Below are 13,318 nucleotides of genomic sequence, written 5' to 3'. Positions count from 1 at the left end.
GCTGTGCATCTCGAACCTCTTCCTATGCGAATAGGGACGCACTATGACCGGTGATCCGAGATCCGCCTCGATACGCGTGGCCGACGCCAACGACTCACCGTCCTGCCCGGCAGGCGGCGCCGACCGAGCCGCGGCGCAACGCGAGCTGGCTACCCTGCTCACGGCAGTCGCCACCGGAAGCCGCGACGCGTTCACGCGGTTCTACCGCGCCACCAGCCCCCGCGCTTTCGGCTTGGCACTGCGCATATTGCGCAGTCACAGCGCCGCCGAGGAGGTCACCCAGGAGGTGTACCTGCAGGTCTGGTCGTCCGCCGAGCGTTACGATGCATCGCTCGCGAGCCCGATCGGCTGGCTGATGATGATCACTCATCGGCGCGCCGTGGACCGGGTGCGCACCGAGGAGTCGTCGACGGTTCGCGATCGGGTCTTCGGTCACGCTCACCTCGGGCGCGACCACGACACCGTCGCGGAGTCGGTGGGGCAGCGACTGGACGAGCAGGCGGTCGTCACCTGCCTCGACAGCCTGACCGCGGTACAGCGGGAAGCGATAGTCCTGGCCTATTACAGCGGCCGCACCTACCGAGAGGTCGCCGAACAGCTCGACGCGCCGCTACCCACCATCAAGAGCCGTATGCGAGACGCGCTCAAGCGGCTTCAGAACTGCCTTTCAGGGGTTGCCTCCCATGCCTGACGCCTCCGACCACGATCTCCTCGAGCTGGCCTACCCGTACGCACTGGACGCCGTGAGCGACACCGAGCGGGACGCCATCGAGCAGCGACTGGCCACGGCCGGCCACGACATCGGCCGGGCGTTCTCCACGCTCGCACGCGGTGTGCGCGACACGATGGGCGCGTTGTCCGTCCTGGATGCGGTATCGCCCGCACCGGAACTGGAATCGCGAATCCTGGCCGGCCTCGATCGGACCGGCCGCACCGGCACCGACGCGGCGGTGCCGATCACCCGCGTCCTACACCGTCCCCGGCTGCGCCGGCTGGCCGCGGCGGCCGCGGTGGTGATCGCCGCCGGAGTGGGCGGCGGCATCCTCGCACAGCAGCACGCCGCACAGGATGTCGGCCGCCCGAGTGCGGAACAGATCGCGCACCAGCCCGATTCGCGTACCGCGAGCACGTCGATCGCCGCCGGGGGCAGGCTCACCGTGCGCGCATCACCCGGCATGGGCGCCGCGACAGTCGCTTTCGAGGGCGTCCCGGTCGCCGCCGCCGGCCATGTCTACCAGTTGTGGGTGGTGCCGCCGTCCGGGGCGCCGCACTCGGCCGGCGTGCTGGACCGCATGCCCACGGCCGCCGCGCCACTGGTGACCACCTACCACAGGGGCGACACCCTGGCCGTCACCGTGGAACCCGCCGGTGGCTCCCCCGTCCCGACGACCACCCCGATCTGCGCTGTTCCGATGAGCTGACCCCCGTTCGGATCGTCCGGTCGGCCCGGACGGTTTCGTCTCGCAGATCATCACGGGCGAGGAATTCACGACCGAGGCGAACGTCAAGGTCTCCTGAGTTCTGTCGCGGCGGCCCGCCCCACCGGCGGGCCGCCGCCCGACCGCCCGGCGATCGCCTCCGCGGCGAGCAGGGCGTCCAGATGGGTACGCGACCAATCACACAGCCGATGCACGGTGCCGAGCAGGTCCACACCCGCCGCGGTCAGGGAGTAGTCGACCCGGGGATTGGCGGTGTGGTGGTCGTGGCGGGCGACGAGACCGTCGGCCTCGAGCGTGCGCAGCGTCCGGGTCAGCATTTTGTAGCTGATGCCCTCGACGGTCCGGTGCAGTTCGGTGAAGCGACGCTCGCCGGCGCCGATCGCTTCGACGACGGCCAGGGCCCATTTGGTGGACAGTGTCGCGAAGATGTGGCGTGCCACGGCGGCGGCCCGCTCCCGCTCGTCCTCACTCATCGGGTACCTCTCACCTGAAAGTGCGTACTTACCCAGGGTAGGGATCGACCGTAGCGTTCGAACGGTGCGAATCCTCAAAACGTATGCGCGCCTGTTCGTCACCGATCCGGACCGGGCCGTGCCGATCTACGAACAGCTCGTCGGCGCTCCCGCCGACCTGCGATTCCGATTCGAGCGGGCCGAGATCGCCGCGATCGGCGACTTCCTCGTCGTGGCCGGCCCCGACGAGGCGATCGCCGGGTACCGCGACACGATCGGCCCGGTCATCGTCGACGATCTGACGGCCGTACGGGAGTTCCTCGCCGGTATCGGCGGCACGGTACTCGGCGAGCCGGTCACCTCACCCACCGGCGACGTCCTCTACGCCCGCCATCCCGACGGCACACAGATCGAATACGTGCAGTGGGCCGACGACATCCGAATCCACGTCCTCGGCCACTGAGACCGGAGGCCGTGATCGCCCCCGGTCTACCGGCTGACGGTCAATCCGTAGGTGGTCAGGATCGATTGAAGCGCCGGGTTGAACTCGGGCACCCGGATTTCGATGCCCGAATCGGCAACTGTCACAAGCCCCTTGGCGGCTCTGGCGTGCTGGGTCCGGCGGATCCAGATGGCCCAGCAGTCCCAATCACTGCCGTGCCGGGACCCGTAGGCGATCCCGTGGGCGAGACTGCCGTCGTCGAGGGTGATCGGCCAGATCCGGGTGGAAATGGCTGTGGTGATCCATCGTTCGCGCCCGCGCAACTCGGCGACGGTGATCTCGGTGATGCCGTGCTCGACCAGAGTTCTCGGCGCGAACCGCGTGATGGCGGCCAGGCTGGCGGCCGACTCGATGTCTATGAACCATCCGAGCGTCGGCAAAGTCAGGTGGTAGAGCCTGAATTCACGCAACCAGGACATGGCGAGTTGCCGGGGAGGCCGGAACCCGGAACTCTGCCATTCCTCGGCGATCAGCGAGTCGAGCTCGTCGTCGGAACCCACGTCGTCGAAATACGACGAAGCGGGAGCGGGCATTCGGCGTTTGAGTGCCGCCAGCAGTTCGCCGTACGCGCCGCGCTCGGTGCTGGCGGCATAGACGGTTTGCTGGCCGGCTACGTCGTAACGGTTCCACTCCTCGCGCGGCTCCACACCGGAAGAGCCGCGCTGGACCGGATTGAGCGGACCGTACGACTTCTTGGCCAGGCGATACACCCGCCGATGAGCGGCGGGAACGAGAGTGAAGCCAGTTGTCGTGCACTGCCGAGCATCTCGAATGTCGCTTATTGACACCGGGTCCCCTCATCCGACAAGCCGTATGAGTAGAAGCTTATCGAACGAGCAGCTAACTCCGGCGGCGGAGTGTCCGGATCAGTGACCGGATCCTTCCACGAATAGAACTGCGGCAGCGATGGTCTCACGGAAACGGTCGGCGCGGATGGCCAGCGCGGGCGACTCCTCGTCGAGCGTCGGGTTCGCTCCGATGAACCACGACCGCGCCACATCGGGATCCTCGGAGGTGGCGAGGATGATCCAGCATCGATGTGCGATCTGTAGCCGCGCCAGCGCGGCGTCCCGCGGGGTCGGCCCCTCGGAATGAGCCCACTTGTGCGGCAACTTGCGATCGCGCACCCCCGCGATCAACGCGACGAGGGTCGGCCCCAGATTCTGCACGAGCTGCCGCGCCAGTTCGTGCGGACGCAGCCTGGCGGTGTCTATATAACTGGTGACAGCGACATCGTTGAGAGCGGTCATAGATTCCACACCCTTCAGTGCACGAGCCAGCCACCACGGGAGGATCCCATCCAGAATAGCCTCTAATGCCACCCAAATGCAACCACTTCTGCTACCTTGAAGCCTCATCCGAGTCGTCGAACCCCCGGCAGGAATCCTGTCCCCATGCGCCTTCCGTTCCAAAACCGCGCGCGCGGCAGCGGTTCGTCGGGCCTGCACAGCCCGCAATCACCACCCGCGGATGCCGACGCGCTGGCGGTGAGCCTGCACTACCTGGTCCATTACCGGAACGAGTACGAGCGTTCCCGCCTGGTGGTGAAGACCAGGGCCAAACGGGTCGTCGTGTGGACCGCGGTAGCCAACGGCATCATCGCCGTGCTCGGAACCGCCATCGCCGCCTTCGACGCACCGTGGATCGGGCTGCTCAGTACCGGCCTCGCGGCATCGATCGGCGTGATCACGGCGTGGGACGGGCTCTACCGCCATCGCGAGATGTGGGTCCAGCGCAGCGTGATCCTCGGCCAGCTGCAAGCGCTGCTGCGCGGGGTCGAGCTCAGGCGGGCCCAGCACGAGGATCCCGACCGGCTGGCCCGCGAGGCCATGGTGCAGTTGAACGCGATCCTCGAGGAAGATCTCGAGGCGTGGACCTCACTGCGCCGGACCCAGCCATTGACTCGCGATATCGAGGGCCCCGCCCTGGACCGGTGACCCGGCGGCGGTTTCACCCCGCGCGGGTGATCCGGCCGCGCCCCGGCACGGGCAGGCTACGGTGCTGTCCGGTTCGGAATCGTGCTCGGTGCGGAGGCGACGATGGGGGCATCATCGCGGGCGGTCGGCGTCCGTCTCTCCGGGGTGATCGTTCTGCTGTGCGCCGTCGCCTGGTCTGGTCTGACATCGGGTGTCGCGCAGGCCGACTCCCCGCTGTGCGCGTGGCGATTCATGTCGAACGACACGGTCCTCGACGTCGCCTTCCCGGATGCCGAGGCCACCTATTGGATGCTGCCCTTCGCCCTCGGCGCCGGTGACTCGCTCGAGCTGTCGGGCACCTATCCCGCCGCGCGCTACTTCTCGCTCAACACCTACGGAACGAACTTCGACACCGTGGACACCCTGCGGGACAACCAGATCGCCGCCGATCCGGGGAGCGACAATCCGTTCGTGGATTCGGCCGCGACGGCTACCCCGGCCGCGGAGCGCCGATGGCACGCCCGGCTGGTCACCGGCCCCGCCGACCACAGTCGCAACGAGATTCGGGCGCTGCCCGCCGGACAGCGCGCCCCCATCGGATTCCTGATCATCCGGGTCTACGTGCCGACCGATCCGACGTCGCCGAGCGGCGGGGTTCCACTACCGGATGCCACGCTCCACGTCGCCGGCGCCACTGTCGCAAGTCAGCCTTGCGCGCGGATCTTCGATCCCAGCGCCTACCCGGGTCCGATCGCACAGCTGGCGACCGCCGGTTTCGACCAGGTCATCGCCGGTGCGGCGGCGGGCGCGTTTCCGGGCAACGTCCCCGAGGCCACCTTCGTGAATCCGGCGAGTACATCCGGACTGTTCCCGAACGGCGACAACAAGTACATCGGCGCGGGCCTGACCTATGAACCCGGACGTCTGGTCGTGGTGCGCGCGAAGGCGCCGAGTTTCCCCGACTCGCGGGCCGGGCAGGCGCCCGCCGAGCCGGGCCGTCAAGTCCGGTACTGGTCGATGTGCCAGAACGATCTGATCAGTCCGTATCCGGTGGTGGCCTGCGCGGCCGACTTCCGGACCCGGCTGGACGCCGACGGCTACTACACCTACGTCGTGGCCGCACCGGAAGATCTACCCGCACAACCGGATCCGTCCGTCACCGTGCTGCCCTGGGGCCGTACCGACGTGGCGAAGAAGGTGCTCTTCCTGCGCTACATGCTGCCGAGCCCGGATTTCTATCCGCAATCCATCCAGGCATCACAGGACAGCGGCAGCGATCCGGCCGCCACGATGGGCCCCTACTACCCCGCTGCCGCCTATTGCAGCGCGGCCACATTCGCCGCCGCGGGCGCCGCGGGATGCCTGCCGGTCGCGCGCTGACGGTCCGCCGGGTCAGTTCTGCCGGGGCAGGAGTTCGGCGGCGAACCGGTCCAGGAACCCGTCGGTCAGCGAACCACCCGCCGGGACCACCACGAATTTGCTCAGTCCCGCTTCGAGGTAGCCGTCGATGAGCCGGTGCAGATCCGCCCAGCTCCCGGCCATAAGATCGGCCGGATCGAGATCGGCGCGCTGCTGCCCGATCCGCGCCGACAGTTCCGCCGGGACACCACTTTCCGCGAGCAGCAGGGTGATGCCGAAGTGGTCGGGCTCGATATCCCGTCCGGCCGCGGCCGCCTCCGCGTTGATCGCGGCCACCCCTGCCGCCGCCTCGGCCGGGGTCAGGAAACTCCCCAGCCAGCCGTCGCCGTAGCGCCCGATGCGGCGCAAGGCGCCCGGTGCGCATCCGCCGAGCCAGATGTCGGGTGGGCGAACCGGGCGATTGCCCACACTCGCGCCACGCACGGTGAAGTAGTCACCGGCGAAATCGACGTCATCGGTACGCAATACGGTGCGTAACAGCCGCAACGATTCGTCGAAGACCGCGCCCCGCGGTCCCGCGACCGGGAACAGCTCCTGCTCACCGGGCCCCGCCGGGCGCAGCCCGAATACCGGCAGTACCCGCTTGGGGGCCAATGCGGCCAGCGACGCCAACTGCTTGGCGACCAGGACGGGATGGCGGCCGGGCAGGATCGCCACCGAGGTCCCGACCTTCAGGCGCGTCGTCCGTGACAGCGCGAAGGCCATCCCCACCACGGGATCAACGGCCGGGGAGTAGACGAGTTCGGACAACCACAGCGAGTCGATCCCCGCGTCCTCCGCCCGATCCACCACCGCGGGCAACTCCTCCGGGGCGGTCGACGAGCTGGTACCCACACCGAACCGGATTTTCATCGCGCGTCTCCTCCCGAGGCCGGGACGGTCGTCGCCACCACTGCCTTCGATCGACTGACAACGCTCGACAGCGGACCGATATTTCGCCTGGCCCGCCGGTGTTCCGGCGCCGCCGCAGGAGCCGGAAGCGGCTCAATGCACCCCGCTCCCACGACGGCCGTATCCGAGACAGCGCCCGGCCGAGCCGACAACTCGTCCGAGCACCATCGTGTATTCGGAGCTCCCGCCGTCGCGGATGGGCCGCTGCGCGCATCGGATCGATCGGCCGATGCCGTTGTCCGGCCGGGGGATTCGACACCACCACTACGCGGACGGCCGAACCGCTAGCCGCGCACCTCGGGGAACTCGGCATCGAGTACCTCATGATCGGCATCGACCAGCGGCAATGCCCCGAGCTCGCGGCGGCGGTCGGCCGCGCGCGCCGAATCGCCTGCGGCCAGGTGGATCTCGGTGAGGACGGCCAGGGCGCGGGCGCGGTCGAGTGGGGTCGCGGTGGAGGCGAAGCGGCGCAGCCCGACTTCGAGCACCCTGGTGGCGGCCGCATCGTCGTTCTTGAAATCCCGCAGGATGCGCGCATTGTCGAGCACCCGCGCCAAACCGCTGAGCGTGCGGGAGCCGCCGTACTCGATATCGGGTTCGTCGCGCTGGATGTAGATGATCGAGTTACCGGCCGGGTCGACCACGCTGAACCGCGTCTGGCCCGGCCGGAATCGGGTGATCCGCGGCGTCCCGCGCCCGGGGATCCGGCCGAATCGCTCCCGCAGTCCGGCGCTGAACTCCGCGTGCCACCGTCCGGCGTCGTCGATCATCACCAGACAGCCCACGCGCGCGGCCTCCGCACTGCCCGCCGCTTCCGGCATCGGGCCGAAATGCACCTGGCAGCCGTCGCGTTCGACCACACCGTAGGCGTACGGCCGCGTCTGCTCATAGGTCACCGTGTAGCCGAGCGCCCGATAGAAGTCGACGGTGACCGGGAGATCACCACTCCAGAGGACCGGAACCGAGATGGCGCCCACAACCCCTCCTGCACCGAAGTAATCAAATTTGACTAGTCGAGCGTACGAGCGATTTCCTGCGGAAGTCAAATTTGAATAGCATGGACGCGGCACGAAGGGAGTCGATATGTCCGCCGTCCGCCTGCTCGTTCTGGGAGTGATCCGGCTCCGCCAGCCGACCTACGGATACGCCGTGCGCCGGGAACTCCTGTCCTGGCGCGCCGACACCTGGACCAATGTGAAGCCGGGGTCGATCTACCACGCGCTCAAACAGCTGACCGCCGAGGACAAGCTGCGCGCCGTGCGCACCGAGGACAGCGAGCTGGGCCCCGGACGCACCCTGTTCGAACTGACCCCGGCCGGCGAAATCGAATTCTTCGAACGCCTCGAGGCGGCTCTCACCAGCGTCGACATGGAGGAGCACGGCGCGGGTATCGCCTTCATGCGGGCACTGCCCAGAGCACGCGTGATCGAGTTGCTGACCCGGCAGCGCCGGTCCACCGCCGAGGTCCGTGACGACCTGCTGGCCATGGCGCCCGAATTCCCCGATCGCTACCAGGCCCCGCACTCACCGGATCTGCTGGAGCTGTGGAGCGGGCTGTTCGGCAACTTCACCGACTGGACCGCGCGCCTGCTGGAACGGCTCGAAGCGGGCGAGTACCGCATGGCCGACGACCCACCCCGATCCTGATCCGGTCCACCCGGCCGCGGCCGTAGCAGTCGGCCGGGCGCGGACACGATGGCCTCGACCCGAGCGCGAATCTCCCCTCCAGCGGATTCGCGATCATTGCCGAGCGCGTACGAAAAACGTTAGACGCCAACGCCTCCGATTTTCGGCAAGATTCCGGCGCATTCTGGCAAACGCGCGTTACCCGTACAGCTCCGCGCGCATCTGATCCGGGTTCTTGCCGTAGTGGCGCTGGAACGCCTCGCGAAATCTGCGGGTCGTTCCGAATCCCGTCTCGCGGGCGACCGCATCCAGGTCCACCGGCAATGGTGAGGACAACCGCCGGCGTGCCCGCTCGAGCCGGATGGTACGCAGCAGCGCGGCCGGCGCGAGGCCCGCCGATTCCTTCAACGCGCTGTGCAGTGTCCGCGGTGAACAGTCGCACATCCGGGCCACGGCGTCAGGGGTCAATCGGCTGTCGGCGGCGTGCACCTCCATGATCTCCCGCGCTCGCGCGGCGAGGTTCGCGTGTTTGCCGGCCGCGACGACCCCGGCGGTCTGGTTGAGCACCCCGTCGAGCAGCATGAGCGCGCTGGAGAACGCGACGGCGAAATCCACTGCGGTCCACTCACCGTGGCCGGTGTGCAACTGGCCGATCTGGGTGACCAGCGACCGCACCAACGGCCGATGTCCATTCAGCGCGAGCGGGGCCCGTCCGGCGCGCGCCATATCCACCGACGTTTCCGGGACGGTCATGATCAGCGCGCGCAGCGGCTCGTCCTGACGCATGATCAGCGGGGAACCCCAGTGGAAGAAGGCCAGTCTGCCGGGCCGGACGATCTCCGCGGAGCGTCCCTGCGCGAACTTGAACTCCCCGTGCAACGGGATCAGCACCCGATATCCGTCGTCGCCGTCCCGTCGCACATCTCGTGCGGTTCGGCGGTAGTGCACGGGGTCGGAGTCGAATCGCACGAGTTGCATCCGGCCGACCCGCTGCGCGGTCGTCGACCAGGCGAAGTCTCCGGCGGTCTCGGCGACCGCCAATCCGACCGACCCCTGCCGGGTACGAAGGTAGTGGTGCCAGTGCTCGATTCGGTCCGAGTGGGTCTGGTCGGGCTCGGACGATTCCTCCTCCCACCAGTACTCCGACTCCACGACATTCCCCTTCGGCAGCTCGAGAATGTCTCCGAAACTACCAAGCGGTCTGCACCGGCGCAGTGCGTCGACGACCTGGTGAACTACCGATGCCACCGGTCTACCTAGACGGTCATGCTGGTGTCGGCCGCGCGCGGCCGATCGGATCAGGACCGGGATCGGACAGTGAGGGAAAGGCAGGGTATGCGCATTCGGAGGATGGTTATCGGTGGCGTCGCGGCGGTCGCCGCACTCGCCGGGGTGGTCGCCGGACCGGCCGGACCGGCGACCGCGAACTCCACGGGCTTCGGCACATTGCAGACGCTCGGAAGTATCTGCTGGGGCGGGGTGAACAGTTTCGCCGGACCGGCGTTCAACCGGGCTGGAGCCGTCTCCGGTCAGCTGACCTTCGACAACTGGACGCCGACCTTCGGGCAGCCCTGCACGGTGGGGGTCGCGGTGAACTGGCGAAATCTCGACAGCGGCGCCACCGGCGGCTATTCGAGCGTGCTCACCGGTAACGGCTCCTTCGAAGCGCATTCGACGCAGTTCGAGCTGCCGACCGGACCGGGCCGGGTGGCGCTCACCCTGACCACCGATCGATTGAACCTCCCGGTGCAAGGCATCGAAATCGTTGTGCCCTGATCCATTCCGCGGGAGTCGGCCCGCCTGCCGACGGGCCGACTACCCTGCTGGTTGTGCCAGCACAACGTCCTTCACGTAGCGGTGCCCGCCCCACGGTGGCCAGCGATTTCGTCGGACGAGAACGCGAGCTGGGCACGATCGCGGTGTCGTTCCTGTCCGGTACCCGGCTGATCACCCTGATCGGATCCGGAGGTATCGGTAAGACACGGCTGGCCACCGAGGCGGTGCAGCGCTATCACAAGGCGAGCCGAGTACAGGTGCACTGGGTGCGGCTGGCACGGTTGCCCGCCGGCTCGGATGCGTCCGCCGTCGCCGAGGAACTCGCCCATTCGATCATCGATGTCGACTTCTCGAGCCGATCGACCTGGGACGCGCTGGTCGACACCTTCACCGGAACCGACGCCGCCCGGCGTACGCAGACGATCCTGGTGGTCGACAACTGCGAACATGTCATCGACGGCGCCGCCGCGGTCATCACCGGCCTGCTGGACGCGGTACCCGGGTTGACCGTGCTGGCCACCAGCCGCGAGGGAATCGGCTGGGTGGACGAACAATTGGTGCCGGTTCCGGCGCTGTCGCGGGCGCAGGCACTGACCCTGTTCCGGGCACGGGCGGAACTGACCGGCCATCCCGTCGCCGGAGATGAGGACCTCGCGATCGCCGGCTCCATCTGCCGGCATCTGCACAACCATCCGCTGTACCTCCGGCTGGCCGCCGCGCGGCTGAGCCGGCAGCCGCTTCCGATGATCCTGCGTGATCTCAGTGGCGCGGACGGCGACCGGCGGCTGCGATGGTCACCCGGCCCCCGTGCCGGAGCCGACCGAAGGCATTGGCGCATACACGATGTCATCGCCTGGTCGTTCGATCTGTGCGAGGACGAGGAACGCGTGCTCTTCGAGCGGCTGTCGGTCTTCGCCGCCGGGTACGACGACGACCCGGAGGACGACAGCGGTACACGACGCCGAGAGGTGGGTGCCGAACTCGAAGCGATCGAGACGGTGTGCACCGATGCCGACGGCTCCGGAATCGACCGCGACGAGATAGCGGGACTGCTCGAGCGGCTGGTCGATCGCTCGCTGGTCACCATGCACCGAACCCGCGACGCGGTCCGCTACTCGCTGTTGGAGACGCTGCGGGTCTTCGCGCAGCAGCGGCTGCGTGAACGTGCGCAAGGGCGGGAGTGGGAGCGGCTCGCGGCCAGGCACCGCCGGTACTACCGGGACAAGGTCGTGCGGGCCGGCGCGCAATGGTTCGGCCCCGCCGAACAGGATCTGCTGAACTGGGCGCGCGCGGCATGGGACAACCTGCTGACCGCCATGGACAGCAGTCTCGCCACACCCGGGGAGTCCGCGATCGGGCTCGAGATCGCGACCGGGCTGATCGCCCTGCGGGTTCCGTTCTTCACCGGATCGCTGCGGGAGGCGCGTGGCTGGGCATTGCGCGCCTTGGACACCACCCGGGACATCGAGCCGCGTCCGGTCGAATTGCATACCGCCGCACTGGCACTCACCGCATGGATCACCATGTGCCAGGGCGTCCACGCCGAGGCCGCGCGGCTCCTCGACGAATGCGTCGCCCTGTGTCTGCCGGATGAGCGGACCACCGCGAGGTGGCGACGCGATCCGGCGGCCGATCTCGGACTCCCGGCGACGGTCGACTTCGCACGCGGCGCCCAACTGCTCTTCGCCGGCGATCCGGATGCGGTGCCGGTACTGGCCCGCGCCCGTGCGCGATTCAGCGACTCCGGCGATGCCGGCGCGTCCGCGATGAGCGAGTTGTTCCAGGCGCTGGCGGCCGGACTGCTCGGAACACGCACACAGGCACTGGAGATCACCCGGGGATATCTCGAACGCGCCACCCGAGCGGGTGCCGGCTGGGCTCGGTCTTGGGCCGAGCTGGCTTTGACGATCGCACTGACCAAACACGGCGATCCACGAGAAGCACTGGCCATCGGGCGCAGCACGCTGACGACTCAGCTGTCCATGGGTGATCAGTGGGGTGCGATCTGGGCGGTCCACTTCCGGATGTGGACACTGGCTCGGCTGATCGCCGACGAACGCGCCGAGCGCAGCGCCCAGGCCGACTCGGTCCGCGGCGCGGCAGCGGAGATCGCGCATCTGGCAGGCGGAGCCCGCGCCGTCCGCGGGAGGATGGGCGTGCACATCGACAATCTCGGACCGTTCGCGACCGAAACCGCGCAGGCGGTGGCCACCGCGCGAGATGTGCTCGGCGACAAGGCTTTCACCGCCGCCGAACGCGAAGGCTCCATGCTGCGAGTCGAATTCGACGAAGTGGCCCGACTGGCGCTGGGCGCCCTGTCGTTGCGCAAGCTGACCCTCGATCATCCGGTTCGGCGGCACCGCCCGTCCGGATGGAACGAGCTGTCGGCCGCGGAACACGACGTGGCCCTCCTCGCCGCGGCGGGTTGGACCAATACCGCGATCGCGGCCAGCCGGGGCAGTTCGTACAAAACCGTCGACGCCCAGATCGCCTCGATATTCAACAAACTGCAGATCAATTCCCGAAGCGACATCATCGCCTTCGTTCCGGCCGACGCCGGCGGCGCGGTCACCGCCGCGGCCGCGCGCAGGCCACCACGACGCAGACCACGCTAGGCGTGCCTCGGTCACCCGGGCTGAACGCGAGCGCGGGTGGGCACCTCCCGGGCAAGGGACACGGCCACCGCCCCGAGTAGTGTCCCGGTCACCCGGCGCTGCCACACCACCCAGCGCGGCCTCGTCGCGACGAGCCCCGCGATCGCACCCGCCGCCAGCACGATGAGCGCGTTGACGGTCGTGCTGACCGCAATGTGCAAGCCGCCCAAGATGAATCCCTGCTCGACGACGTTCCCGCGCTCCGGATCGATGAACTGCGGGATCAGCGCCAGATACATCACCACGGCCTTCGGATTCAGCAGGTTGGTCACCAGTCCCATCCGGAACAGCTTCACGGCCGAGTCGCGCGGTATCACCCGCGTCTCGAACAATCCGCGGCCACCCGCTCGCAACGCCTGCCACGCCAGATACGCCAGATAGACCGCGCCGGCCGCCTTGCAACCGATATACAGCCATGGCACCACGACGAACACGACCGCCAGGCCCAGGTTGGTCATCATCACGTAGATCACGAACCCGACTTCGGTTCCGGCGAGCGATATCCAACCGGCGACGCGCCCCTGACCGATACTGCGTGACACCAGATACATCATGTTCGGTCCCGGAGTCAGCACCATTCCCAGAGCTGTCACCGCCACCCCGGCCGCGGCGGCACCCGAGATCACCATGGCTGCATGATCGC

General features: G+C 68.2%; 15 protein-coding genes. 8 read left to right on the top strand and 7 right to left on the bottom strand.

The features are described 5' to 3' along the window. The first annotated feature begins 43 nt into the window (after window positions 1-43). A complete protein-coding gene (sigK, locus tag LKD76_RS02255; protein WP_227979256.1) occupies window positions 44-691 on the top strand; it encodes an ECF RNA polymerase sigma factor SigK in 648 nt (215 codons plus the stop codon). Further along, window positions 684-1,421 carry an anti-sigma factor gene (locus LKD76_RS02250; RefSeq protein WP_227979255.1) on the top strand — a complete coding sequence of 246 codons (738 nt, stop codon included), beginning with the start codon at window positions 684-686 and terminating at the stop codon, window positions 1,419-1,421. The genes sigK and LKD76_RS02250 overlap by 8 nt, the downstream gene beginning before the upstream one ends. A gap of 83 nt (window positions 1,422-1,504) precedes the next feature. Here LKD76_RS02250 and LKD76_RS02245 read toward each other — a convergent pair whose 3' ends face one another. Then, window positions 1,505-1,912 (bottom strand): winged helix-turn-helix transcriptional regulator, encoded by a 408-nt coding sequence (locus LKD76_RS02245; protein WP_227979254.1) that lies wholly within the window; start codon window positions 1,910-1,912, stop codon window positions 1,505-1,507. Between the two features lie 64 nt (window positions 1,913-1,976). Here LKD76_RS02245 and LKD76_RS02240 point away from each other — a divergent pair, with 64 nt between their 5' ends. Beyond that, window positions 1,977-2,354: a VOC family protein gene (locus LKD76_RS02240; RefSeq protein WP_227979253.1), complete on the top strand. Its 378-nt coding sequence runs from the start codon at window positions 1,977-1,979 to the stop codon at window positions 2,352-2,354. A gap of 26 nt (window positions 2,355-2,380) precedes the next feature. Here LKD76_RS02240 and LKD76_RS02235 read toward each other — a convergent pair whose 3' ends face one another. Together LKD76_RS02235 and LKD76_RS02230 are read right to left on the bottom strand one after the other, a co-directional pair. Further along, window positions 2,381-3,103: a hypothetical protein gene (locus LKD76_RS02235; protein ID WP_227979252.1), complete on the bottom strand. Its 723-nt coding sequence runs from the start codon at window positions 3,101-3,103 to the stop codon at window positions 2,381-2,383. A gap of 156 nt (window positions 3,104-3,259) precedes the next feature. Beyond that, window positions 3,260-3,643 carry a hypothetical protein gene (locus LKD76_RS02230; protein ID WP_227979251.1) on the bottom strand — a complete coding sequence of 128 codons (384 nt, stop codon included), beginning with the start codon at window positions 3,641-3,643 and terminating at the stop codon, window positions 3,260-3,262. A gap of 144 nt (window positions 3,644-3,787) precedes the next feature. Between LKD76_RS02230 and LKD76_RS02225 the strand changes: the two genes are divergently transcribed. Continuing rightward, window positions 3,788-4,330, top strand: a complete 543-nt coding sequence (locus tag LKD76_RS02225; protein WP_227979250.1) for an SLATT domain-containing protein — start codon at window positions 3,788-3,790, stop codon at window positions 4,328-4,330. Between the two features lie 102 nt (window positions 4,331-4,432). Next, window positions 4,433-5,689: a hypothetical protein gene (locus tag LKD76_RS02220; protein WP_227979249.1), complete on the top strand. Its 1,257-nt coding sequence runs from the start codon at window positions 4,433-4,435 to the stop codon at window positions 5,687-5,689. A 12-nt stretch (window positions 5,690-5,701) separates the two neighbouring features. Here LKD76_RS02220 and LKD76_RS02215 read toward each other — a convergent pair whose 3' ends face one another. Next, complete coding sequence (locus LKD76_RS02215) at window positions 5,702-6,580, bottom strand: TIGR03854 family LLM class F420-dependent oxidoreductase (protein WP_227979248.1); 879 nt, start codon at window positions 6,578-6,580, stop codon at window positions 5,702-5,704. A 323-nt stretch (window positions 6,581-6,903) separates the two neighbouring features. Then, the gene (locus tag LKD76_RS02210; RefSeq protein ID WP_227979247.1) at window positions 6,904-7,596 is read right to left on the bottom strand and encodes a DUF8817 family protein; all 693 of its coding nucleotides are present in this window, start codon (window positions 7,594-7,596) and stop codon (window positions 6,904-6,906) included. Window positions 7,597-7,702: 106 nt separating this feature from the next. On the opposite strand from LKD76_RS02210, the gene LKD76_RS02205 reads away from it, so the two are divergent. After that, window positions 7,703-8,266: a PadR family transcriptional regulator gene (locus LKD76_RS02205; protein ID WP_227979246.1), complete on the top strand. Its 564-nt coding sequence runs from the start codon at window positions 7,703-7,705 to the stop codon at window positions 8,264-8,266. A gap of 177 nt (window positions 8,267-8,443) precedes the next feature. Here the strand turns inward: LKD76_RS02205 and LKD76_RS02200 are convergent, their stop codons facing one another. Then, window positions 8,444-9,397 (bottom strand): AraC family transcriptional regulator, encoded by a 954-nt coding sequence (locus tag LKD76_RS02200; protein ID WP_227979245.1) that lies wholly within the window; start codon window positions 9,395-9,397, stop codon window positions 8,444-8,446. A 183-nt stretch (window positions 9,398-9,580) separates the two neighbouring features. Between LKD76_RS02200 and LKD76_RS02195 the strand changes: the two genes are divergently transcribed. Continuing rightward, window positions 9,581-10,021, top strand: coding sequence for a hypothetical protein (locus LKD76_RS02195; protein ID WP_227979244.1), 441 nt, complete (start codon window positions 9,581-9,583; stop codon window positions 10,019-10,021). Window positions 10,022-10,074: 53 nt separating this feature from the next. Next, the gene (locus LKD76_RS32075) at window positions 10,075-12,636 is read left to right on the top strand and encodes a LuxR C-terminal-related transcriptional regulator (protein ID WP_227979243.1); all 2,562 of its coding nucleotides are present in this window, start codon (window positions 10,075-10,077) and stop codon (window positions 12,634-12,636) included. Between the two features lie 11 nt (window positions 12,637-12,647). On the opposite strand, the gene LKD76_RS02185 is transcribed toward LKD76_RS32075, so the two are convergent. Next, window positions 12,648-13,301: a LysE family translocator gene (locus LKD76_RS02185; RefSeq protein WP_227985063.1), complete on the bottom strand. Its 654-nt coding sequence runs from the start codon at window positions 13,299-13,301 to the stop codon at window positions 12,648-12,650. Window positions 13,302-13,318: the final 17 nt, after the last annotated feature.

This window comes from Nocardia spumae, from assembly GCF_020733635.1.
GTDB classification, from domain to species: Bacteria; Actinomycetota; Actinomycetes; order Mycobacteriales; family Mycobacteriaceae; genus Nocardia; species Nocardia spumae.
Note: the sequence above shows the minus strand (reverse complement) of the source record. Positions and strands in the feature narration are given on the sequence as shown.

Coding starts and splice junctions, on each gene's coding strand:
- LKD76_RS02195 (WP_227979244.1), top strand. CDS start 9,581: ATGCGCATTCGGAGGATGGTTATCGGTGGCGTCGCGGCGGTCGCCGCA.
- LKD76_RS02250 (WP_227979255.1), top strand. CDS start 684: ATGCCTGACGCCTCCGACCACGATCTCCTCGAGCTGGCCTACCCGTAC.
- sigK (WP_227979256.1), top strand. CDS start 44: ATGACCGGTGATCCGAGATCCGCCTCGATACGCGTGGCCGACGCCAAC.
- LKD76_RS02230 (WP_227979251.1), bottom strand. CDS start 3,643: ATGACCGCTCTCAACGATGTCGCTGTCACCAGTTATATAGACACCGCC.
- LKD76_RS02220 (WP_227979249.1), top strand. CDS start 4,433: ATGGGGGCATCATCGCGGGCGGTCGGCGTCCGTCTCTCCGGGGTGATC.
- LKD76_RS02225 (WP_227979250.1), top strand. CDS start 3,788: ATGCGCCTTCCGTTCCAAAACCGCGCGCGCGGCAGCGGTTCGTCGGGC.
- LKD76_RS02215 (WP_227979248.1), bottom strand. CDS start 6,580: ATGAAAATCCGGTTCGGTGTGGGTACCAGCTCGTCGACCGCCCCGGAG.
- LKD76_RS02245 (WP_227979254.1), bottom strand. CDS start 1,912: ATGAGTGAGGACGAGCGGGAGCGGGCCGCCGCCGTGGCACGCCACATC.
- LKD76_RS02205 (WP_227979246.1), top strand. CDS start 7,703: ATGTCCGCCGTCCGCCTGCTCGTTCTGGGAGTGATCCGGCTCCGCCAG.